This window comes from Caulobacter sp. BK020, assembly GCF_004342605.1.
GTDB lineage: Bacteria > Pseudomonadota > Alphaproteobacteria > Caulobacterales > Caulobacteraceae > Caulobacter.
In genome coordinates this window covers 24,002-42,577 of the sequence record NZ_SLZL01000029.1, presented here as the reverse complement: position 1 = coordinate 42,577, position 18,576 = coordinate 24,002, and the positions used below count along the sequence as shown (strand labels likewise).

The following is an 18,576-nucleotide window of genomic DNA, read 5'->3' as shown; positions in this document are numbered from 1 at the left end:
TCCATGCTGGCCTCCTTCCCAGCCAGCATCTTGAATCAGACGCCAGCTGATTTGGGAATCCCGCGATTCAGCTAAACCTCAACCCGCTCTAGGCCGCTGAGCGCCCAGGACGCTGGACCTTCAGCGAGGTCCGGCGAGCGCCTTCTGATAATCCTCAAGGCTCGAAATCCCGACCTCGAGGTCTGTCACCAAGCCGTTGGACAGCGAGTAGACCCAGCCGTGCACCGACAGTTGCTGGCCGCGCGCCCAGGCGTCCTGGACGAAAACGTCGGCGGCGACGTTGCGCACCTGGCGGGCGACGTTCAGTTCGCACAGGCGGTTGAGCATCGACTTCTCGTCGCCGATCGCCTCCAGCTCGTGCTTGTGCTCGGCGTGGACCTCGCGGATCGGGTGCAGCCAGTGGTCGACCAGGCCGCGGCGCTGGCCGTCGATGGCCGCCGCCACGCCGCCGCAGCCATAGTGGCCCACGACCATGATGTGCTTGACCTTCAGCACGTCGACCGCGAACTGCAGCACGCTCAGATAGTTGGCGTCCTGCGGCGGGGCCAGGTTGGCGACGTTGCGGTGGACGAACAGCTCGCCCGGGTCCAGGCCGACGATCTCGTTGGCCGGCACCCGGCTGTCGCTGCAGCCGATCCACAGGTATTCCGGGCTCTGCTGGCCCTCCAGGCGCTTGAAGAACTGGGGGTCGGCCTCGGTCTTGCGCAGCGACCAGGCCAGGTTGTTGCTCTTCAGGTCTTCAAGCATGGATGGCGTCCGGCTGTTGGTTGGGATGGGCGGCCGCGAAGGCCGGATGGGCGCGGGCGCGCTCGGCGACGGCGCGAATGGCGGGGAACGGCGCCAGGTCGGTCTTGAACCGCTCGGCGTTGTAGACCTGCGGGACCAGGCAGCCGTCGGCCAGGGTCGGGGCGTCGCCGAAGGCGTAGTCGCCGCCGTGGCGGACGATCAGCGGCTCCAGCGCCGCGAAACCGTCTGTGATCCAGCGCCCGATCCAGGCCTCGCGGCCCGGCTCGTCGACGCCCAGCTCGGTCAGGGCCCGCAGGATCCGCAGGTTGTTCACCGGATGGATGTCGCTGGCGACGATCTGGGCCATCGAGCGCACGACGGCGCGGTCGAACGGATCGGCGGGCAGCAAGGCGGGCTGCGGTACGGTCTCGTCCAGCCATTCCAGGATCGCCAGGCTCTGGGTCAGCACCCGGCCGTCGACCTCCAGGGCCGGCACCAGCCGCTGGGGGTTCAGGGCGGCGAAGGCCGGCGCCTGGTGCTGGTTGGCGACCAGGTCCAGCGGGGCCGTCTGGTAGGCCAGGCCCTTGAGGTTCAGGCCGATCCGCACCCGGTAGGCCGCGCTCGACCGCCAGGCGCCGTGGAGGGTGAGCTGCATGGCCGGCCTCAGACCACGGTGAAGGCGATCGCGCCGACGCCCTCGATCGTCCCCTCGACCCGGTCGCCCCGCCCGAGGGCGGCGACGCCCTCGGGCGTACCGGTGAAGATCAGGTCGCCGGCCGCCAGGGTCCAGAGCTTGGAGGCCTCGGCGATGATCTCCGGAACGGTCCAGATCATGGCGGCGATCTGGCCGCTCTGGCGAAGCTGGCCGTTGACCGACAGGGTGATCGCGCCGTCGGGACGGGCCCGGCCGGCCGGGACGATGGCGCCGATCGGGGCGCTGGCGTCGAAGCCCTTGGCGGCGTCCCAGGGGTGGCTCTTGGCCTTGGCGGCGGCCTGCAGGTCGCGGCGGGTCAGGTCGACCCCGACTGCATAGCCGAACACGTGGCCCATCGCCTCTTCGACGGCGATATTGGCGCCGCCGGACTTCAGGGCGACCACCAGCTCGATCTCGTGGTGCAGGTCGTGGGTGGCGACCGGGTAGGGGACCTGGTCGCCGACGATCACCGCGTCGGCCGGCTTGGCGAAGAAGAACGGCGGATCACGGGTGTCGGCCCCCATTTCGCGGGCGTGGGCGGCGTAGTTGCGGCCGACGCAGAGGATCCGGCGCACCGGAAAGACGGCGTCGCCGCCATCGACCGGAACCGTGGATTGGGCGGGCGGGGGAAAGGCGAAGGACGTCATGGCGCCTGATTAGACCCAAACCCGCTTCGCCAAAAGTCACCTTCGTGAGGACATGATCGTGCAACACGCTGGCGATCATGCCCGTCTAAACGTTCTTTCACTTGCCCCCACCGGCGGCGACAAGGCATGACGGTTGGGCAATTGTGGCGAAAACCCGCCATGCCGACGTCGAAGGGGCCTCGGACCGACGATGCTGATCATCGAGAACCTGACTCACGTCTACGCCAACGGCGTGAAGGCCCTCGATGAGGTCAACCTGACGATCCCGCGCGGCATGTACGGCCTGCTGGGTCCGAACGGCGCGGGCAAGTCGACCCTGATGCGCACGGTGGCCACCCTGCAGTCGCCGACCTCGGGCCATATCCGCTTTGGCGACATCGACGTGCTCAAGTCGCCCGACCAGCTGCGCCGCATCCTGGGCTACCTGCCGCAGGACTTCGGCGTCTATCCGCGGGTGTCGGCCTACGACATGCTGGACCACATGGCGGTGCTGAAGGGGATCGCCGGGGCCAAGGAACGCAAGGACGTCGTCGAGAGCCTGCTCAACCAGGTCAATCTCTGGAACGTGCGCAAGAAGGCCATCGCCGGCTTCTCGGGCGGCATGCGCCAGCGGTTCGGCATCGCCCAGGCCCTGATCGGCGATCCGCGCCTGATCATCGTCGACGAGCCCACCGCCGGCCTGGACCCCGAGGAACGCAACCGCTTCCTGAACCTGCTGGCCGAGATCGGCGAGAACGTGGTGGTGATCCTGTCGACCCACATCGTCGAGGACGTCTCCGACCTCTGCCCGGCCATGGCGATCATCTGCGACGGCCGCATCGTCAAGGAGGGCGCGCCCGCCGACCTGGTCCGCCAGCTGTCGGGCCGCATCTGGAAGAAGGTCATCGACAAGGCCGAGCTCGAGGCCGCCAAGACCCGCCACCGGGTGATCTCCACCCGCCTGCTGGCCGGCCGCACGGTGATCCATGTCCTCGCCGACCAGGATCCCGGCGCCGGCTTCGAGCGGGTCGAGGGCGGGCTGGAGGATGTCTATTTCTCCACCCTGTCCGACACCCGGTGCGCGGCCTGATGGGCATGAGGACGGGGCGCGCGGGCATGTTCGGAAAGGTCGCCGCCTTCGAATTCCGCTACCAGGCGCGCCAGCCCGTCTTCTGGGTCGGGGTGATCATCTTCTTCCTGCTGGCCTTCGCCGCGGTCGCCGCGCCGAACATCGTCCAGCTGGGCTCCACGGCCAATGTGCACAAGAACGCGGCGACGGTGATCGCCAACGCCAACCTGTTCTTCGCCCTGGTCTACATGTTCGTCACGGCCGCCTTCGTGGCCAACATCATCGTGCGCGACGAGGACACCGGCTTCGACGGCATCCTGCGCTCCACGCCGCTGACCAAGTTCGACTATCTGTACGGCCGGTTCGCCGGCGCCTTCGCGGCCACGGCCCTGTCGTTCCTGGCCGCGCCCGCCGGCATGGCGCTGGGCGCGGTGATGTGGTGGGTCGATCCCGACAGCGTCGGCCCATTCGTGCTGAACCACTATCTGTTCGCCTATTTCGTCCTGGCCCTGCCGTCGCTGCTGCTGACCTCCGCGACCTTCTTCGCGGTGACCACCGTCACCCGGTCGATGATGTGGACCTATGTCGGCGTCATCGCCTTCATGGTGGCCACCTTCATCAGCAGCTCCATGCTCAGCCAGCCTGGCCTGGAGAAGGCGGCGGCGCTGTGGGAGCCGCTGGGCGGCGGCGCCTACGGCCTGGCGGTGCGCTACTGGACGGCGGCCGAGCGCAACACTCAGGTCCCGCCCCTGACGGGCTACCTGCTGGCCAACCGCCTGATCTGGATCGGCGTTTCCCTGGTCATCATCGCCGCGGCCTACTGGCTGTTCGACCTGCGCAAGGGCGACGGCGCGACCCGGGTCAAGCGCGACAAGCCGGGCGACGCCGCGGCCCCGCGCCCGACCGAGGTCGTCCATGGCGTCCCGGCCTTCGATGCGCCGTCCCGCTGGGCCCAGCTGTGGGCCCGCACGCGCCTGGACGCCCGCCAGGTGTTCGTCAGCCCGGCCTATCTGGTGCTGGTCGGCCTGGCCGCGGCCCTGTCGATCTTCAACCTGTGGCGCGTGGCCGACGACAGCCTCTATGGCGGCGCCATCTATCCGGTGACCCGGGCGATGATCCGGGCCCTGAACGGCATCTTCCCGTTCATCTCGCTGATCATCGCCTCGTTCTACGCCGGCGAGCTGGTCTGGCGCGAGCAGGACCGCAAGACCCACGAGCTGATCGACGTCACCCCGATCCCCGACTGGGCGTTCGTGGTTCCCAAGACCCTGGCCATCAGCCTGGTGCTGCTGTCGACCTTCCTGGCCGGGGTGGCCGTGGCGGTGACCATCCAGCTGATCAAGGGCTACACCCACCTGGAGCTGGTCAACTACCTGGTCTGGTGGGTGCTGCCCCAGGCCGCCGACTGCGTCCTGCTGGCGGCGCTGGCGGTGTTCATCCAGGTGCTGTCGCCGCACAAGTTCATCGGCTGGGGCCTGATGGTGCTCTACATCATCGGCACCATCGTCGCCTCCAGCTGGGGGCTGGAGCACAACCTCTACCTCTATGACGGCGCGCCGGTCGTGCCGATCTCCGACTTCAACGGCCTGAGCCGGTTCTGGATTGGGGCCTGGTGGTTCCGCTTCTACTGGGCGGCGTTCGCGGTGTTGCTGCTGGTGCTGTGCCATGTCCTGTGGCGGCGCGGGACCGAGAGCCGGCTGTGGCCGCGCCTGGCCGCCCTGCCGCGCCGGCTGATGGGCCCGCCCGGCCTGATCGCCGCCGGCGCCCTGCTGACCTTCGCCGGCGTCGGCGCCTTCATCTACATGAACACCAACGTCTGGAACGAGTACCGCACCACGATCAGCAACGAGCGCTGGACGGCCGACTACGAAAAGGCCCTGCTGCCGTTCGAGACCACGCCCCAGCCCAAGATCGCCGCCGTCAAGCTGGACGTCGACATCCACCCCGGCGCCCCGCGCATCGACACCAAGGGCGTCTACGAGATCGAGAACCGCACCGACAAGCCGCTGCGCGAGATCCACGTCCGCTTCGACCGCGACCTGAAGGTGCTGGCCCTGTCGATCGAGGGCGCCCGGCCCAAGCGGACCTTCGAGCGCTTCAACTACCGCATCTTCGCCTTCGACACCCCGATGCAGCCGGGCGAGCGCCGCTCGATGTCGTTCACCACCGCCCGCGTGGCCATGGGCTTCCCCAACAGCGGCCCCGACACCCACATGGTCGACAACGGGACCTTCATCAACGACCAGCAGCTGGCCCCGTCCCTGGGCATGGACCGGGGCGGCCTGCTGACCGACCGGACCAAGCGGCGCAAGTACGGCCTGCCGCCCGAGCTGCGGCCGGCCAAGCTGGGCGACCTCGCCTCGCGCCAGTTCAACGGCCTGCGCCGCGACAGCGACTGGGTGACCGCCGACATCACCGTCACCACCGACGCCGACCAGACGCCGATGGCCCCCGGCTACAAGGTGTCGGAGCGCACCTGGCGCGAGTCGGCCGACATGAGCGGCCCGGTCGGCAAGGCCGGCGACCGGCGCACGGCGCGGTTCGTGACCGAGGCCCCGATCCTGCACTTCTTCTCGATCCAGTCGGCCCGCTACGCGGTGCGGACCGAGCCGTACAAGGGCGTGCAGCTGTCGGTCTACTACAACCCCGCCCACGCCTGGAACGTCGAGCGGATGGTCAGCTCGATGAAGCGGTCGCTGGACTACGACCAGGCCAACTTCAGCCCCTACCAGTTCCGCCAGCTGCGCTACCTGGAGTTCCCGGCCTACGAAAACTTCGCCCAGTCGTTCGCCAACACCATTCCGTGGTCGGAGAACCTGGGCTTCGTGTCCAAGTACGACGACCCGACCAAGATCGACATGGTCACCTATGTCGGGGCCCACGAGATCGCCCACCAGTGGTGGGCCCACCAGCTGATCGGCGCCGACCAGCAGGGCGGCGCGGCCCTGTCCGAGACCCTGGCGCAGTACTCGGCCCTGATGGTGATGAAGAAGACCTACGGCGAGCCGATGATCCGCAAGTTCCTCAAGTACGAGCTGGACCGCTACCTGCGGGCCCGGGGCGGCGAGGTGATCGAGGAACTGCCGCTGCGCCAGGTCGAGAGCCAGCCCTACATCTATTACAACAAGGGCTCGCTGGTGATGTACCGGCTGGCCGACGAGATCGGCGAGGCCAACGTCAACGCCGCCCTGCGCGAGATGCTGGCGACCTACGCCTTCAAGGGGCCGCCCTATCCGACGACCCTGGAGCTGGTCGCCGCCCTGCGCCGCCACGCCCCGGCCGACAAGCAGGCGCTGATCACCGACCTGTTCGAGAAGATCACCCTCTATGACCTGAAGACCACCATGGCCACGGCCCGCAAGCGGCCCGACGGCCGCTACGACGTCACCCTGACCGTGCAGGCCAAGAAACTCTACGCCCAGGGCCGCGGGCAGGAGAGCGAGGCGCCGATGAGCGAGCCGATGGACATCGGCCTGTTCACCCTGGAGCCCGGCAAGAAGGGCTTCGGCGCCGACAAGGTCGTGGCGTTCGAGCGGCGGACGATCCGCTCGGGGACCCAGACCCTGACCTTCGTGACCAAGGTCCTCCCCAAGGCGGCGGGGGTGGATCCCTACAACATGGTCATCGACCGCAACGGCGACGACAATACCGCCAGGGTCGAATTGCGGTGAGCGCCGCGCCCGACCCCGCGACGCTGAGGCTCGACGCGGCGGCGCTGAACGCCTTCCTGGCCAAGGCCTTCCCAGAGGCCGAGACGCACGTTCCGGAGGTGCTAGAGGCCGAGCCTGGCCGGGTGCTGGTGCGGCAGGCCTTCGCCAGCCGGACCCTGCGGCCGGGCGGTCTGATCTCCGGACCGGCCCAGATGGGCCTGGCCGACGTCGCGGCCTACGCCCTGGTCCTGGCCCATATCGGCGAGGTGGCCATGGCGGTGACCGCGTCCCTGACCATCCACTTCCTGCGCGGCGCCAGGCCGGGCGACCTCCATGCCGAGGGAACGCTGCTGAAGCTGGGCCGCCGGATCGCGACGGTCGAGGTGCTGGTCTGGTCGGAATCGCGCGAGCGAGCCGCCGCCAAGGCGACGGTCGCCTACGCGATTCCCTGACCGTCTAGTCGGCCTTGTCGAAGCCCTTCTTCAGGCCTTCGGCCATGTTGAGATGTTCCTGCACGGCCGGGGCCGTGGCGGCGGCGAAGGCCTTGATGGCGGCGGTGTCGCCGTCCTGGGCGTAGCGCTGCAGCAGGTTCAGGGCCGCCTGGTGGGCGTCCACCTGGCTGTCGGCGTACTTCTTGTCGAAGTCCTTGTCGTCGGCCTTGGTCAGGTCGTCCAGCTTGCCTTGCAGGTCTTCCGGCAGGGCCGTGGGCGGGGTCAGGGCCGCGCCCGAGGCGGCGATCGCGGCCTTCAGGTCCTCGGTGGTCTTGGCGTGGGCCTTTTCCATCTTGGCGGCGAAGGCCTTGACCTCGGCGTTGGTCGAGCGCTTGGCGGCCAGCTTGGCGGCCTCGATCTCGAACAGGTCGCTGGCGGCGGCCTTCTCGACGAAGGTGGCGGCCTTGGTCTCGTCGGACGGGGTCGGGACGGTGGCCGACGGGTTGGCGTCCGGGGTGGCGGCCTGCTCGGCCGGGGTGGCGGCGCCCTTGGTCTCGTCGGTCTTCTGGCCGCAGGCGGCGACGCTGAGGGCGGCGATGGCGGCGCCCACGATGAGAAGCTTACGGGTCATGGCTTTCTTTCCCTGCGCGTTTTTCTAGAACGTTGATCGTCCCCGGCGCCGCGCCGCGCCTCGGAGGCCTAATCAACTTCACGGGGCCGTGATCGGTTCCGTGATCGTGGGGAGAACAAGACGCATGGCTGAAGCGCCGCTGACCGGCCTGCGGGTCATCGAAATGGGTTCGCTGATCGCCGGCCCGTTCTGCGGCCAGGTGCTGGGCGACTTCGGGGCCGAGGTGATCAAGCTGGAGGATCCCAAGGCCGGCGATCCCATGCGCCAATGGGGCCGTACCAAGCCCAAGGGTCACTCGCCCTGGTGGCCGGTGATCGGCCGCAACAAGACCTCAGTGACCCTGGACCTGCGCGCGCCGGAAGGCCGCGAGGTCGCCCGCGCCCTGATCGCCAAGGCCGACGTCGTGGTCGAGAACTTCCGGCCCGGCACGCTGGAGAAGTGGGGCATGGGCTATGAGGACCTGGCCCGCACCAATCCGGGCCTGGTGATGGCCAGGGTCTCGGGCTTTGGCCAGACCGGCCCCTATGCGCACCGGGCCGGCTACGCCTTGATCGGCGAGGCCATGGGCGGCCTGCGCCACATCACCGGCGAGGCCGACCGGCCGCCGGCCCGGGCCGGGATCTCGATCGGCGACAGCCTGGCCGGGCTGAACGCCGCCCTGGGGGTGATGATGGCCCTGCACGCCCGCCAGCGCACCGGCAAGGGCCAGGTGGTCGACGCGGCGATCTACGAAAGCGTGCTGACGGTGATGGAGAACCTGATCACCGAATACGACCTGACCGGCTATGTCCGCGAGCGTTCGGGGGCGGTGCTGCCCGGCATCGCCCCGTCGAACGTCTACCCCACGCGCAGCGGCGAGCTGATCCTGATCGGCGCCAACCAGGACACCCTGTTCAAGCGCCTGTGCGAGGCCATGGGCCGGCCCGAGCTGGCGACGGACGAGCGCTATCGCGACCACGCGGCGCGCGGGGTCAACCAGCTGCAGCTGGACGCCACTATCGCCGGCTGGACTGTCGAGCACGACATCGAGACCCTGCTGCCGCTGCTGGAGGAAGCCGGCCTGGCCGTCGGCCGGGTCTATCGCGCGCCGGACATGCTGAAGGACCCGCAGTTCGCCGCCCGCCAGTCGATCGTCGAGGTCGCCCACCCGGTGTTCGGCGCGGTGAAGATGCAGAACGCCTTTCCCCGGCTGTCCGACACCCCCGGCGGGGTCCGCTGGCCCGGGCCGGCCCTGGGCGAGCATACCGACGCGGTGCTGGGCGCCGTGGCCGGCCTGTCGGCCGAGGCGATCGCGGGCCTGCGGGCCAAGGGGGTGGTGTGATGGACGCGCTCTATACCGGCGGCTGCCTGTGCGGCGCCTTGCGCTACGAGGCCCGCGGCCAGCCGCTGTACATGGGCCACTGCTACTGCGCCGACTGCCGCAAGGCCTCGGGCTCGGGCTTCATTCCGTTCATGGCCTTCGCCGCCGCGGACCTGACCTTCAGCGCCCCCAGCCGAACCTTCACTTGCGTCTCGGCGCGGGGGACCGACGCGGTGCGCAACAGCTGCCCGACCTGCGCCAGCCTGGTGTTCGGCGGGCCGGTGGGCGAGACCGAGTCGCACACCATCTACGCCGGCTCGCTGGACGACCCGTCGCTGTTTCGCCCCACCATGGCGATCTTCGTCCAGGGCCGCCCCGACTGGGCGATGATTCCCGAAGGGCTTGAGGTGTTCGAGGGGTTGCCGGAGTAGGCGCGAGTCCCCGGCGGGGACTTATCCTCAGGCCATCCATCACAAACCCCAGCGATTCCAACGCTTTAAAAAATCTCGACCCCAATCGATCCTCACCCTCCCGAACCCCCCTTATCCTGCTCTCACCTCGTCGCAGGGAAAGGGCGCATGGCCAGCGACCGATGCGGCGGCGAGGGGCGATCGAGCGGGGCTCGTCGGTGCGTAAGCGCCGAGGAGCTTAAACAGAGGGCGAGGGACGTAAGCTCGCCCATCGGGATCTTCATGCTGGGAAGGTTCCGCCCGTCGCGGGGTTCGCTCCGGTCCTCGTCTGGCTCACTCCCGCCTCTGTTTCATGCGGTGCACAGATCCAGCAGGAACCAACCGGGTGGGGTGAAGGGCGGAAAAGGCCCGCGCGCCCCGGCCTTGCGGATAACGGTCGCGCGGGGCGTCCTGGTCTCGTCGAAACGGTAACTTGTTCAAACAACTCCGGACGATGTCCGGGCGCTCCGCGACCCTTTCCATCCACTCAGCGAGTGATCGCGTGAGAGAGCGAAATCGCGCCATCAAGATCCTCCCCCGTCCATACACCCGTGGGGGAGGTGTCGCCCAAAGGGCGACGGAGGGGGGAGTGGTCGGCAGATGGCCGGACCTACGATCAACGATCCCAAAACGCCCCCCACCAATCGCTGCGCGATCGCCTCCCCCACGGGGGAGGGGCGGGGCCTCAAGGTCCGCCCCCTACCGCCCGGTCACCGAGGCCAGGGCCCGGGCGATCTGGTGGACGTTGTAGGGTTTTCTGACGATCGGGGCGTCGAAGCCCATCGGGGCGGCCTTGTCGGCATAGCCGGTGGCGAACACGAACGGCCGGCCCTCGCGGCGCAGCACCTCGGCGACCGGGGCCACCGACTGGCCGTTGAGGTCGGCGTCCAGCACCGCGGCGTCGAACGTCAGCTCAAGCATCGACAGCGCCTCGGGCAGCTCGGCCGCGCAGCCCACCACCTGGACGCCGGAATCCTCCAGCCCCGCCTCCAGCTCCATGGCCAGCAGCAGCGAGTCCTCGACGATCAGCACCTTGAGACCCGCGATGTCGCCGGCCCGGAAGCTGTCGTCGCCGCCGCCCACCGTCTCGACGATGCGCTGGTCCGGCGCGGCGGCCGGCTCGTCGGGCTCGGGCTCGTCGATCAGGGCGTCGGGGGCGGCGTGGATCATCGCCGTCACGCCGCTGCGCTTGTACTCGACCGTGGCCCGCCCACCCAGTTCGCGGCCGACCACGTCCTCGATCAGGGTCATGCCGAAGCCGCGCACCTCGGGCGGCGAGGTCATCGGCCCGCCGGTCTCCAGCCATTCCAGATTGAAGCCGCCGCCGGGCGCCACCCGCCAGACCACCTCGACCCGGCCGCTCTCGACCGACAACGACCCGTACTTGACGGCGTTGACCGCCAGTTCGTGCAGGGTCAGCGACAGGGCCGCCGCCGCCCGAGGCGTCAGGAACAGCTCCGGCCCGTCCCAGCGCGTCTGGTTCGGAGCCAGCCCGCCCAGCTCGGCCGCCGCGATCCTCGCCAGGGTGGCGCCGCGCCAGCGGGCGGCGCTGAGCAGGTCGTGGGCCGAACTCATCGCCTTCAGCCGGCCGTTGAACGCCTTGAGGAAGCCGTCCAGCGACGAGGCCTTGCGGGCCGACTGGCCGGCCACCGACTGCACGGCGGCCAGGATGTTCTTGATCCGGTGATCCAGCTCGGTCAGCAGGTTTTCGCGCTGGTCGTCGGCGTCCTTGCGGGCGGTGACGTCCTGGACCACGCCGATCAGCCGCAGCGGCCTGTCGTCGGCGTCGCGGACCAGCAGCCCGGCCACCCTGTTCCAGACCACCCGGTGGGGATCGGACGACACGCGGCGGAACTCGACTTCGTAGCGGCCCTGGGCCTTCAGCTGGGCCTCGACCTCGGCGCGGACCATCTCGCGGTCGTCGGGATGGATGAAGCCGTACAGCGCCTCGCCGCGCTCGGCCGGCGCCACGCCCTCGGGAACCTCGGTGATCGACGCCATCCGGGCGCTGACCCGCACGGTGTCGGTGGCCATGTCCCAGACGAATTCGCCCAGGTTGGCGGCGTGCAGGGCCAGGGCGATCCGCTCGCTGTCCAGCGCCCGCTCGGCGGCGTTGCGGGCGGTCTCGGCGTCGTGCAGCAGCTCTTCCATCGCCAGGGCGGCCAGGTCGGCCAGGGCGTCGGCCAGGCCGGGGTCGACGGCCTCCCGGGGCGCCGGGTCCTCGACGGTCAGCAGGCCGACGATCTCGCCCGCGGCGGTTTTCAGGGGCGCGCAGGCGAAAAAGCGGCTGTCGGCGCACCAGGGACGCAGGGCCGGATCGGGGTCGGCGGCGAGATCGGGATGGGCGACCACGCCGTTCTCGGTCATCCGCTCGGCCAGGCCGGCGGGGCGTGGCTCCTCGAGATGGTCGAAACCGACCTTGGCCTTCAGCCAGACGCTGTCCTTGCCGACCAGGCGGATCGCCGCGCGGGGGGCGCCGAACAGCCGCGAGGCCAGGCGCACGATACGGTCGAACCGGGGGTCGGCCGGATCGCCGCCAAAGGCGTGAAGGGCGTCGAGGGCGCGCAGCCGTCGCGCCTCGTGATCCTCCGCCAGCGTTGCGCCCGCATCGTCCATGATTCGACCATAGACCGGGTTCGCCTGACGCGCGAGATCGATAAAGGCGACGCTCCGCGATCCAGGCAGAAGATCCCCTGTGGTGAAGCTCAAACCTTGAGGCTACAATGGAACTCGTCGCCTCGGCTTCGCGTTGTGCGGGCGCAGCTTTGCAGCTGCCCGCCCCCCGTACAGTCGAGCCGCGAACCGGAGATCATCATGCCCGATACCGCCCTCAATCCCGCCCTGAAGGAAGCCAACAAGGCCTCGTCGAACGCCGGCGCGGCTCTTGACCATGCCGAGCGCAGCTTCGGCGAGGCGGCCAGCGCCGCCCGCGGCAACTTCAGCGAGGCCGCCGCCGCGGCCAAGGCCAACCTGGCCGACGCCGCCAAGCGCATCGAAGCCTCCCTGACCCAGGGCCTCGAAACCCTGCGCGCCCAGACCCGCACCTATACCGACACCGCCGGCCAGTCGGTCGACGAGGCCAGCCGCTATGTCAGCGAGCGGGTTCGCGAGCGGCCGATCACCGCCACCCTGGCCGGCCTCGGAGTCGGCGTCCTGCTGGGCCTGCTGCTGGCCGGGAATCGCGGCGGCCGCGACAAGTGATCTTCGGCAAGACCCTGACGACCCTGGCAGCGGCCGCGGCGATCGCCGCGGCCGCTGCCGTGAGCGTGTTCGCCGCCGCCTTCGCGCTGTTCGCGGTGCTGCAGCCCCATCTCGGCGCCGCCGGCGCGGCGGCGGTGGTCGCTGCGGTCGCCGCCGCCATCGTCGGTCTCGCCGGGTTGCTGGCCGCGCTCAAGGCCGAGGAAAGGGCCCGGCCGGCTCCCGCGCCGGACGCCTTCGCCTTCGCCGAGAAGGCCATCGAGATGGTCAAGGATCGGCCGATCCTGACGGTCGGCGCCGGTCTGGCGGCCGGAATCATCGCCTTCCGCAACCCAGCCCTGGCCGCGATCGTCGCCAAGGCGCTGCTGGACTCGCAGAAACCGCCGCCGCGCTAGAGGCGCTTGCCCGTTCTAGCGACAATTCGACAAGACAGCCTTTCCCGCCCCTGGTTTTCTGGGCCTCCCCGCCCATCTTCCGGGGGCGTTTTGCCCTGGAGCGATCATGTTCAAGCTGCCCGACCTCCCCTATGCCTATGAAGCCCTGGAGCCGACCATCTCGGCCAATACGCTTCATTTCCACCATGACAAGCACCACGCGGCCTATGTGAACGCGCTGAACGGCTTGCTGCCGGAAGGCGACAAGCGTCCGCTGGAAGCGGTGATCCGCGAGGCGGGCCCCGGCAAGGTGTTCAACAACGCCGCCCAGGCCTGGAACCACGCCTTCTTCTGGGACTGCATGAGCGCTGACAAGGCCGCCCCGTCGGCCGAGCTGACCGCCGCCATCAACGAGGCGTTCGGCGACCTGGCCGGGCTGAAGGAAAAGTTCGTCGCCGAGGGCGTCGGCCACTTTGGCTCGGGCTGGGTGTGGCTGGCCGTGCAGGACGGCAAGCTGGTGGTGCTCTCGACCCACGACGCCGACGACACCCTGACCAAGCCGGGCGTCACCCCGCTGCTGGTCTGCGACCTGTGGGAACACGCCTATTACCTGGACCACCAGAACAACCGGAAGGGCTTCCTGGAAGCCTGGTTCGACGTCCTGCCCAACTGGGCGTTCGCCGACGCCCAGTTCGCCGCGGCCAAGGGCCAGGGCGCGGCCTGGACCTATCCCGAACCAGCTTGATCGGCCTCGACTGGCTAGAGCATCGCGCGGAAAAGTGGACGCCGGTTTTCCACAAAAGCGATGCGAAAACAAAAATCTAGAGCAAGTCGTGCGATTCCTATATCGCGCGATTTGCTCTAGACCCGGAGCGGCGCGACCTCGGTCGCGCCGTTTTCGTTCGGGCCCTTGGGAACGCAGCGCCGCGGAACCGACCAGGTCCGGAAGGTCGTGAACCGGGTGCGCTCGAAGGCCAGGGCCGTGATGCGGATATCGACGTCGTCGACCTCGATCAGGTTGAAGCTGGGCGGCACGCCGCGCTCGCGCACCGACAGCGTCCCCGAGCCCACCGCCTGGGTGCAGCCGTCCGCGAACGGATAGGGATGCACGAACGGCGCATGGATGTGGCCGGTCAGGACCAGGTCCACCCCGGCGTGGGAAAAGGCCTGGGCGGCCGCCGTGCCGCCGCGCACCCGGGCGGTCATGGGGCCGCCGAGCATCTCGATCAGCGGATGGTGGCAGACCACGATCTTCAGGGCCCCCGGGGCGGCGCCCCGAAGATCGGCGCAGACCTCGCGGACCTGGCGGCGCGACACCGCGCCCTTGGACCAGTTGGCCCGCAGCTGGAAGGCGCGGGCCGAGTTGAGGGTGACGACGGTGGCGCGCGGGTCATCCCAGTCGCTGTTCATCCGCTCACCGAACCGGCGCTCGTAGCGCCGCCAGGGGGCGATCAGCCGGGTCAGGATCTCGCGAGGGCCCGCGAACGGCGTGTCGTGGTTGCCCGGCGTCACCAGCCGGGGGCCGGGCAGGCGGTCCAGCCAGGCCTGGGCGGCGTCGAACTCCTCGACCTTGCCGTCCTTGGTCAGGTCGCCGGCCGCGATCACCAGGTCGGGCTGTTCGGCGTGGATGCGCTCGACCGCCGCCTCGACGGCCGCCTTGTGCTCGCCGCCGAAATGGATGTCGGACACCTGGACCAGCTTGAGCGGCGTCATGAGGCGGGAACCAGGGCGCGGAAGGCCTTGGGGCGAAAACGAACATTGACGGCGTCGTCCAGCCGCACCGGTTCGCCGTCGAGAATGGCGGGGATCCGGCCGCCGGCCCAGACCTTGCCGATCCGGCAGCGGCCAACGATCACGGACGGGTCGTTGCGCCAGTTGCCGGTCACGGTGTTGACGCCCAGGCGGAAGATGTCGAGCGCGCCGGCGGGATCCAGGGCGGCGGCCTCCAGGGCCTGCTCGTCGGCGGCCAGGTCGGCTGAAACCAGCGGGCAGAGCAGGCTCAGGGCCTCGGTCTTGCCCTTGGGGCGGCCGTCCAGCACGTAGCGCAGCCGACTGGAGAAAGCGCGGCGGAGGGCGCGACGGGCGCGCAGCAGCGCCAGGTCGGCTCGGCCCGCCCGCGCCGCCTCCCGGGCCTCGGCCCACAGGGCGGGGCTGCCGAGGATGGCGGCGACGAAGAACAGCCGGCCATTGATCTCGCCGCCGGAGATCATCCGCGCCTGGCCGCCCCTCAGGCAGTTGACCATGGCCTCGGGCCAGGGAATGGCGCCGTACAGCGCGTGGGGCAGCATGTTCATGGTGCCGCCGGGCAGGGGCGCGATCAGCGGACCATCTGGCCCGGCCATCTCGGCGGCCGTTCGCGCCGTGCCGTCGCCGGCTACCACCAGCAGGGCGTCGGGCCGCGAGTCCAGGGCGTCGCGCAGGCAGTCGGCCAGCTCGCCCTCGCCAGGGGCGTGGACCCGTCCCGTGACCCCATGCTCCGCCAGGATGGCCTCGGCCTGGGCCGGAGCCTCCCGACCCACCGAACCGGAAGCGACGTTGGTGACGACTTCCACACGCATGCAAAATTCCAGGGAGCGCGGACGCGCAAGGAAGGTTCGAGACCTCAAACGGCGGCGCTTGGCTTGGGTTCCCGGAACCGTTGGCGGGCGCGGCTCGTTTGCGTGCAGGGACAAGCTCGAACGGAGAGCCACGATGAACAAGACCTTGATCGCCCTCTTGGGCGTCGGCGTGCTGGCCAGCGCTTGCACCGCCACGGGCAACACCGAACGCAACGCGGCCGGCGGCGCGGCCCTGGGCGCCTTGGCGGGCGCGATCGTCGGCAACAATGTCGGCGGCGGCAGCGCCACCACCGGCGCCGCGGTCGGCGCGGCCCTGGGCGGCACGGTCGGCGCCGTGAAGGGTTGCCGCGAGGACGGCGGGTGCGGCGCCACCAACGTCAATCGCCGCCAGTACTATGACGAGCGCGCCGGACGGTATTATTACTACGACTCGCGTAGCGGTCGTTACTACTGGGAAGACGGCAGCCCCCGTTAAGTCGGGCCAGGCCGAACCCTCGTAAAGGCGGCCGGCGCGCGTCGGCGGCCTTTTGCGCGCCGTGGCGTCAGAGAGGGCAAGATGAAGAAGATCGGACTGGCGATGATCGGGGCTGCGGCTCTGGGCGGCCTGGTGGCGGGATGCGTGAGCCATCCGGGACCGAAGTCGCGGTCCCAGATCGTACAGATGGCTCCGAGCTGCGAGGATTTCTCGGTTCAGATCTATTTCGAGAGCCGCTCGGCCCAATTGACCAACGAGGCGCGCTCGGTGCTGAAGGGGGCTGACGCCCTGGCCACGGGTTGCAAGGTCGCTTCGGTGCGGGTCGTCGGCCTGGCCGACGCGGTCGGCGCCCCCGACGCCAACCTGGCGCTGTCCAAGCAACGTGCGGAGGCGGTGACGCGGGCCCTGGGCAAGATGGGCTACAGCAACGTGGCTTTCGACGTCGGCGCGGCGGGCGACGCCGGGGCCATGACCAACGACGGCGAGAACCGGCCCCTGCGGCGGCAAGCCGATATCCGTTTCGATCTGGACGGAAAGCTGCGCTAGTCGCAATTTCCAGGAATCGCGCATGAAAAAGGCGGATCCGAACGGGTCCGCCGAAAGGCCTTCAAGGATAGGGTGCGGAGGCAGCAGGCTGGCTTTCACCAGCCTCAAGTCGGGGGGGCGTCGCCGCCTCCGCAATCCAAAAACGCCGCGCCCCAGGGGCGGTTCCCGTCGCACGAAACTTTTTTCGCTCATACCGAGATTATTTCCGCGGCGCGGAGCCCCGACCCGAAAAGGCCGAAGGGAACGTCGCAGAGAACGACACGTTGATTTCCCGAAGGCCGCGTGGCCTCGCATAGGGGAGCAATGTTCGTGATCCGCACCTATCAAGCCGAGCATGATGGACCAATCTGCGACAGCGCGCGAACGCGTCGACGGAGGGTCCAGCGCAACCGGATGATGGCCTTGGCGGTAATCGTCGCCATAGCGGCGTCAGCGAGCGTTCTCCAGCACTTCAATGACACCCTTGCTCCCAGCGGCTCGGCGAAGCCCGGTGCGGGAGCCTATTCCGCCGCCCGATAAGGAGGCCTTGAGATGCCCGCCGACCTCGAACACCCTCATCCCGCCGTCAATGCGACCCGCGCTCGCCAAGGCCGCTGGGGCAAGCATGTCTTCTGGGTGCTGGTCATCTCGACCGTGCTGGCCGCCGCGGCGCTGTTCGGGGCCTGGGGGCTGCGCTCGGGCGATATCGCGCGGGTCGAGCACACGCGGGGCGCGACCACCACCCAGGAAGCCGAGCACTATTCCACCGGCCAGGCGCCAGTGAAGCAAACGCCCTCCAGCTAGCCTGACGACACGGCTACGATGCGTTCAAGAAAAAGGCCCCGGTGAAAACCGGGGCCTTGGTCGTTTCAAACCTGAGTTCGGTATTCGGGCGGGATCAGGCCGCCTTTTGCGTCCGACGAGGGTGGAAGAACAGCGCCTGGCCGATCGCCGCCTTCACCGTCTCTGGCTGGAAGGGCTTGGTGATCAGGAAGGTCGGCTCCGGGCGCTCGCCGGTCAGCAGGCGCTCGGGGAAGGCGGTGATGAAGATCACCGGCACGTCCAGGCGGGCCAGGATGTCCTTGACGGCGTCGATGCCCGACGAGCCATCGGCAAGCTGAATGTCGGCGAGCACCAGGCCAGGCGTGCGGCGGGTCACCGCGTCGACCGCCTCGCCACGCGTGGCGGCGATGTCGATCACGTCGTGACCCAGTTCCTTGACGAGCGCTTCGATGTCGGCCGCGATCACCGGTTCATCTTCGATGATCAGAACCTCGGTGGCCAGTTCGGCGTCGATCTCGGCCTGGGCTTCGGCGATCAGCCGCTCGACCTCGGCGAAGTCGCAATCCAGGATCTGCGAGGCTTCGGTGGGGGTGAAGCCTTCGAGGGCGGTAAGCAGGAACGCCTGCCGAGACCGCGGCGCGATCCGCATCAAGCGCTGCGAAGCGTCGTCGGCCACGTTGGCAACATCATCGCGCCGAGCCTCCAGCTGGGCGCCCGAGGACAGCCAGATGGCGTGGAATACGCGATACAGGGCGACGCGGGGCGACAGGTTGACGTCCAGCGATCGTTCGCCAGCGGCCAGGGCTTCGAGGGCGACGCGAACATAGTGGTCGCCAGTCGTCTGATCGCCGGTCAGCGCGCGGGCATAGCGACGAACGTAAGGCAAGTGCGGCGCCAGCCGGGCAAGAAGACTCATGACCCCTCCCGTGTGAGTGTCTTCGGATACAAAAAAGCCTGCGGTGCGGTAAAGCTACGCCGTTCGGCTATCCGAACATAAACGCAACCCCCAGACGCCGGTTCCATGGCGGCTTCCGGTGCGACGACAATTTTGCCATCATATGCTCAAGCTTGTGGAACCCCATAGGGA

The 18,576-nt window shown here is 69.1% G+C and carries 19 protein-coding genes; 11 read left to right on the top strand and 8 right to left on the bottom strand.

The window, feature by feature from the left end; translation table 11 throughout:
* Positions 1–120: 120 nt before the first annotated feature.
* The 3 genes from EV278_RS22610 to EV278_RS22600 are packed head-to-tail and all read right to left on the bottom strand — an operon-like array spanning position 121 to position 2,067.
* Positions 121–747, bottom strand: a complete 627-nt coding sequence (locus tag EV278_RS22610) for a carbonic anhydrase (RefSeq protein ID WP_132096283.1) — start codon at positions 745–747, stop codon at positions 121–123.
* Positions 740–1,381, bottom strand: coding sequence for a maleylacetoacetate isomerase (gene maiA / locus EV278_RS22605; RefSeq protein ID WP_132096282.1), 642 nt, complete (start codon positions 1,379–1,381; stop codon positions 740–742). Before maiA ends, EV278_RS22610 begins: the two co-directional genes overlap by 8 nt.
* A gap of 8 nt (positions 1,382–1,389) precedes the next feature.
* On the bottom strand, positions 1,390–2,067 hold the full coding sequence (locus tag EV278_RS22600; protein WP_132096281.1) for a fumarylacetoacetate hydrolase family protein: 678 nt from the start codon (positions 2,065–2,067) through the stop codon (positions 1,390–1,392).
* 190 nt (positions 2,068–2,257) lie between these two features.
* On the opposite strand from EV278_RS22600, the gene EV278_RS22595 reads away from it, so the two are divergent.
* Genes EV278_RS22595 through EV278_RS22585 form a run of 3 tightly spaced genes read left to right on the top strand, consistent with a single transcriptional unit; the run spans position 2,258 to position 7,217 of the window.
* Positions 2,258–3,136, top strand: coding sequence for an ABC transporter ATP-binding protein (locus tag EV278_RS22595; protein WP_132096279.1), 879 nt, complete (start codon positions 2,258–2,260; stop codon positions 3,134–3,136).
* Positions 3,137–3,162: 26 nt separating this feature from the next.
* Entirely contained in the window at positions 3,163–6,786 is a 3,624-nt protein-coding gene (locus EV278_RS22590) for an ABC transporter permease subunit (protein WP_132096277.1), read from the top strand.
* Positions 6,783–7,217, top strand: coding sequence for a PaaI family thioesterase (locus EV278_RS22585; RefSeq protein ID WP_132096275.1), 435 nt, complete (start codon positions 6,783–6,785; stop codon positions 7,215–7,217). Before EV278_RS22590 ends, EV278_RS22585 begins: the two co-directional genes overlap by 4 nt.
* 4 nt (positions 7,218–7,221) lie before the next feature.
* Here the strand turns inward: EV278_RS22585 and EV278_RS22580 are convergent, their stop codons facing one another.
* Positions 7,222–7,827 carry a DUF4142 domain-containing protein gene (locus tag EV278_RS22580; protein WP_132096273.1) on the bottom strand — a complete coding sequence of 202 codons (606 nt, stop codon included), beginning with the start codon at positions 7,825–7,827 and terminating at the stop codon, positions 7,222–7,224.
* A gap of 124 nt (positions 7,828–7,951) precedes the next feature.
* Between EV278_RS22580 and EV278_RS22575 the strand changes: the two genes are divergently transcribed.
* Together EV278_RS22575 and EV278_RS22570 are read left to right on the top strand one after the other, a co-directional pair.
* Complete coding sequence (locus tag EV278_RS22575) at positions 7,952–9,148, top strand: CaiB/BaiF CoA-transferase family protein (RefSeq protein ID WP_132096271.1); 1,197 nt, start codon at positions 7,952–7,954, stop codon at positions 9,146–9,148.
* Complete coding sequence (locus EV278_RS22570) at positions 9,148–9,558, top strand: GFA family protein (RefSeq protein WP_132096269.1); 411 nt, start codon at positions 9,148–9,150, stop codon at positions 9,556–9,558. Before EV278_RS22575 ends, EV278_RS22570 begins: the two co-directional genes overlap by 1 nt.
* Positions 9,559–10,275: 717 nt before the next feature.
* On the opposite strand, the gene EV278_RS22565 is transcribed toward EV278_RS22570, so the two are convergent.
* Positions 10,276–12,192 carry an HWE histidine kinase domain-containing protein gene (locus tag EV278_RS22565; RefSeq protein WP_132096267.1) on the bottom strand — a complete coding sequence of 639 codons (1,917 nt, stop codon included), beginning with the start codon at positions 12,190–12,192 and terminating at the stop codon, positions 10,276–10,278.
* 198 nt (positions 12,193–12,390) lie between these two features.
* Between EV278_RS22565 and EV278_RS22560 the strand changes: the two genes are divergently transcribed.
* The 3 genes from EV278_RS22560 to EV278_RS22550 all read left to right on the top strand — a co-directional run bounded on the left by EV278_RS22560 (position 12,391) and on the right by EV278_RS22550 (position 13,893).
* On the top strand, positions 12,391–12,777 hold the full coding sequence (locus EV278_RS22560) for a hypothetical protein (RefSeq protein WP_132096265.1): 387 nt from the start codon (positions 12,391–12,393) through the stop codon (positions 12,775–12,777).
* Positions 12,774–13,169: a hypothetical protein gene (locus EV278_RS22555; protein WP_132096263.1), complete on the top strand. Its 396-nt coding sequence runs from the start codon at positions 12,774–12,776 to the stop codon at positions 13,167–13,169. Before EV278_RS22560 ends, EV278_RS22555 begins: the two co-directional genes overlap by 4 nt.
* Before the next feature lie 103 nt (positions 13,170–13,272).
* Positions 13,273–13,893 carry a superoxide dismutase gene (locus EV278_RS22550; protein ID WP_347812837.1) on the top strand — a complete coding sequence of 207 codons (621 nt, stop codon included), beginning with the start codon at positions 13,273–13,275 and terminating at the stop codon, positions 13,891–13,893.
* Positions 13,894–14,009: 116 nt separating this feature from the next.
* On the opposite strand, the gene EV278_RS22545 is transcribed toward EV278_RS22550, so the two are convergent.
* Both EV278_RS22545 and EV278_RS22540 read right to left on the bottom strand, forming a co-directional pair.
* Positions 14,010–14,861, bottom strand: a complete 852-nt coding sequence (locus EV278_RS22545) for a metallophosphoesterase (RefSeq protein ID WP_132096259.1) — start codon at positions 14,859–14,861, stop codon at positions 14,010–14,012.
* Positions 14,858–15,706, bottom strand: a complete 849-nt coding sequence (locus EV278_RS22540; RefSeq protein ID WP_132096257.1) for a diacylglycerol kinase family protein — start codon at positions 15,704–15,706, stop codon at positions 14,858–14,860. The genes EV278_RS22545 and EV278_RS22540 overlap by 4 nt, the downstream gene beginning before the upstream one ends.
* Positions 15,707–15,839: 133 nt before the next feature.
* Here EV278_RS22540 and EV278_RS22535 point away from each other — a divergent pair, with 133 nt between their 5' ends.
* The 3 genes from EV278_RS22535 (at position 15,840) to EV278_RS22520 (ending at position 17,510) form a co-directional block, all read left to right on the top strand.
* On the top strand, positions 15,840–16,181 hold the full coding sequence (locus EV278_RS22535; RefSeq protein WP_028040099.1) for a glycine zipper domain-containing protein: 342 nt from the start codon (positions 15,840–15,842) through the stop codon (positions 16,179–16,181).
* Positions 16,182–16,262: 81 nt separating this feature from the next.
* Positions 16,263–16,727 carry an OmpA family protein gene (locus EV278_RS22530; RefSeq protein ID WP_132096255.1) on the top strand — a complete coding sequence of 155 codons (465 nt, stop codon included), beginning with the start codon at positions 16,263–16,265 and terminating at the stop codon, positions 16,725–16,727.
* A 531-nt stretch (positions 16,728–17,258) separates the two neighbouring features.
* On the top strand, positions 17,259–17,510 hold the full coding sequence (locus tag EV278_RS22520) for a hypothetical protein (RefSeq protein WP_056758011.1): 252 nt from the start codon (positions 17,259–17,261) through the stop codon (positions 17,508–17,510).
* A 94-nt stretch (positions 17,511–17,604) separates the two neighbouring features.
* On the opposite strand, the gene EV278_RS22515 is transcribed toward EV278_RS22520, so the two are convergent.
* Complete coding sequence (locus EV278_RS22515; protein WP_132096251.1) at positions 17,605–18,405, bottom strand: response regulator; 801 nt, start codon at positions 18,403–18,405, stop codon at positions 17,605–17,607.
* Positions 18,406–18,576 lie beyond the last annotated feature (171 nt).

What these genes read in the sequence shown, in the direction of transcription:
- EV278_RS22560 (WP_132096265.1), top strand. Translation starts at nt 12,391, where the DNA reads ATGCCCGATACCGCCCTCAATCCCGCCCTGAAGGAAGCCAACAAGGCC.
- EV278_RS22540 (WP_132096257.1), bottom strand. Translation starts at nt 15,706, where the DNA reads ATGCGTGTGGAAGTCGTCACCAACGTCGCTTCCGGTTCGGTGGGTCGG.
- EV278_RS22545 (WP_132096259.1), bottom strand. Translation starts at nt 14,861, where the DNA reads ATGACGCCGCTCAAGCTGGTCCAGGTGTCCGACATCCATTTCGGCGGC.
- maiA (WP_132096282.1), bottom strand. Translation starts at nt 1,381, where the DNA reads ATGCAGCTCACCCTCCACGGCGCCTGGCGGTCGAGCGCGGCCTACCGG.
- EV278_RS22535 (WP_028040099.1), top strand. Translation starts at nt 15,840, where the DNA reads ATGAACAAGACCTTGATCGCCCTCTTGGGCGTCGGCGTGCTGGCCAGC.
- EV278_RS22575 (WP_132096271.1), top strand. Translation starts at nt 7,952, where the DNA reads ATGGCTGAAGCGCCGCTGACCGGCCTGCGGGTCATCGAAATGGGTTCG.
- EV278_RS22590 (WP_132096277.1), top strand. Translation starts at nt 3,163, where the DNA reads ATGTTCGGAAAGGTCGCCGCCTTCGAATTCCGCTACCAGGCGCGCCAG.
- EV278_RS22570 (WP_132096269.1), top strand. Translation starts at nt 9,148, where the DNA reads ATGGACGCGCTCTATACCGGCGGCTGCCTGTGCGGCGCCTTGCGCTAC.
- EV278_RS22580 (WP_132096273.1), bottom strand. Translation starts at nt 7,827, where the DNA reads ATGACCCGTAAGCTTCTCATCGTGGGCGCCGCCATCGCCGCCCTCAGC.
- EV278_RS22595 (WP_132096279.1), top strand. Translation starts at nt 2,258, where the DNA reads ATGCTGATCATCGAGAACCTGACTCACGTCTACGCCAACGGCGTGAAG.
- EV278_RS22600 (WP_132096281.1), bottom strand. Translation starts at nt 2,067, where the DNA reads ATGACGTCCTTCGCCTTTCCCCCGCCCGCCCAATCCACGGTTCCGGTC.
- EV278_RS22530 (WP_132096255.1), top strand. Translation starts at nt 16,263, where the DNA reads ATGAAGAAGATCGGACTGGCGATGATCGGGGCTGCGGCTCTGGGCGGC.
- EV278_RS22520 (WP_056758011.1), top strand. Translation starts at nt 17,259, where the DNA reads ATGCCCGCCGACCTCGAACACCCTCATCCCGCCGTCAATGCGACCCGC.
- EV278_RS22515 (WP_132096251.1), bottom strand. Translation starts at nt 18,405, where the DNA reads ATGAGTCTTCTTGCCCGGCTGGCGCCGCACTTGCCTTACGTTCGTCGC.
- EV278_RS22610 (WP_132096283.1), bottom strand. Translation starts at nt 747, where the DNA reads ATGCTTGAAGACCTGAAGAGCAACAACCTGGCCTGGTCGCTGCGCAAG.
- EV278_RS22565 (WP_132096267.1), bottom strand. Translation starts at nt 12,192, where the DNA reads ATGGACGATGCGGGCGCAACGCTGGCGGAGGATCACGAGGCGCGACGG.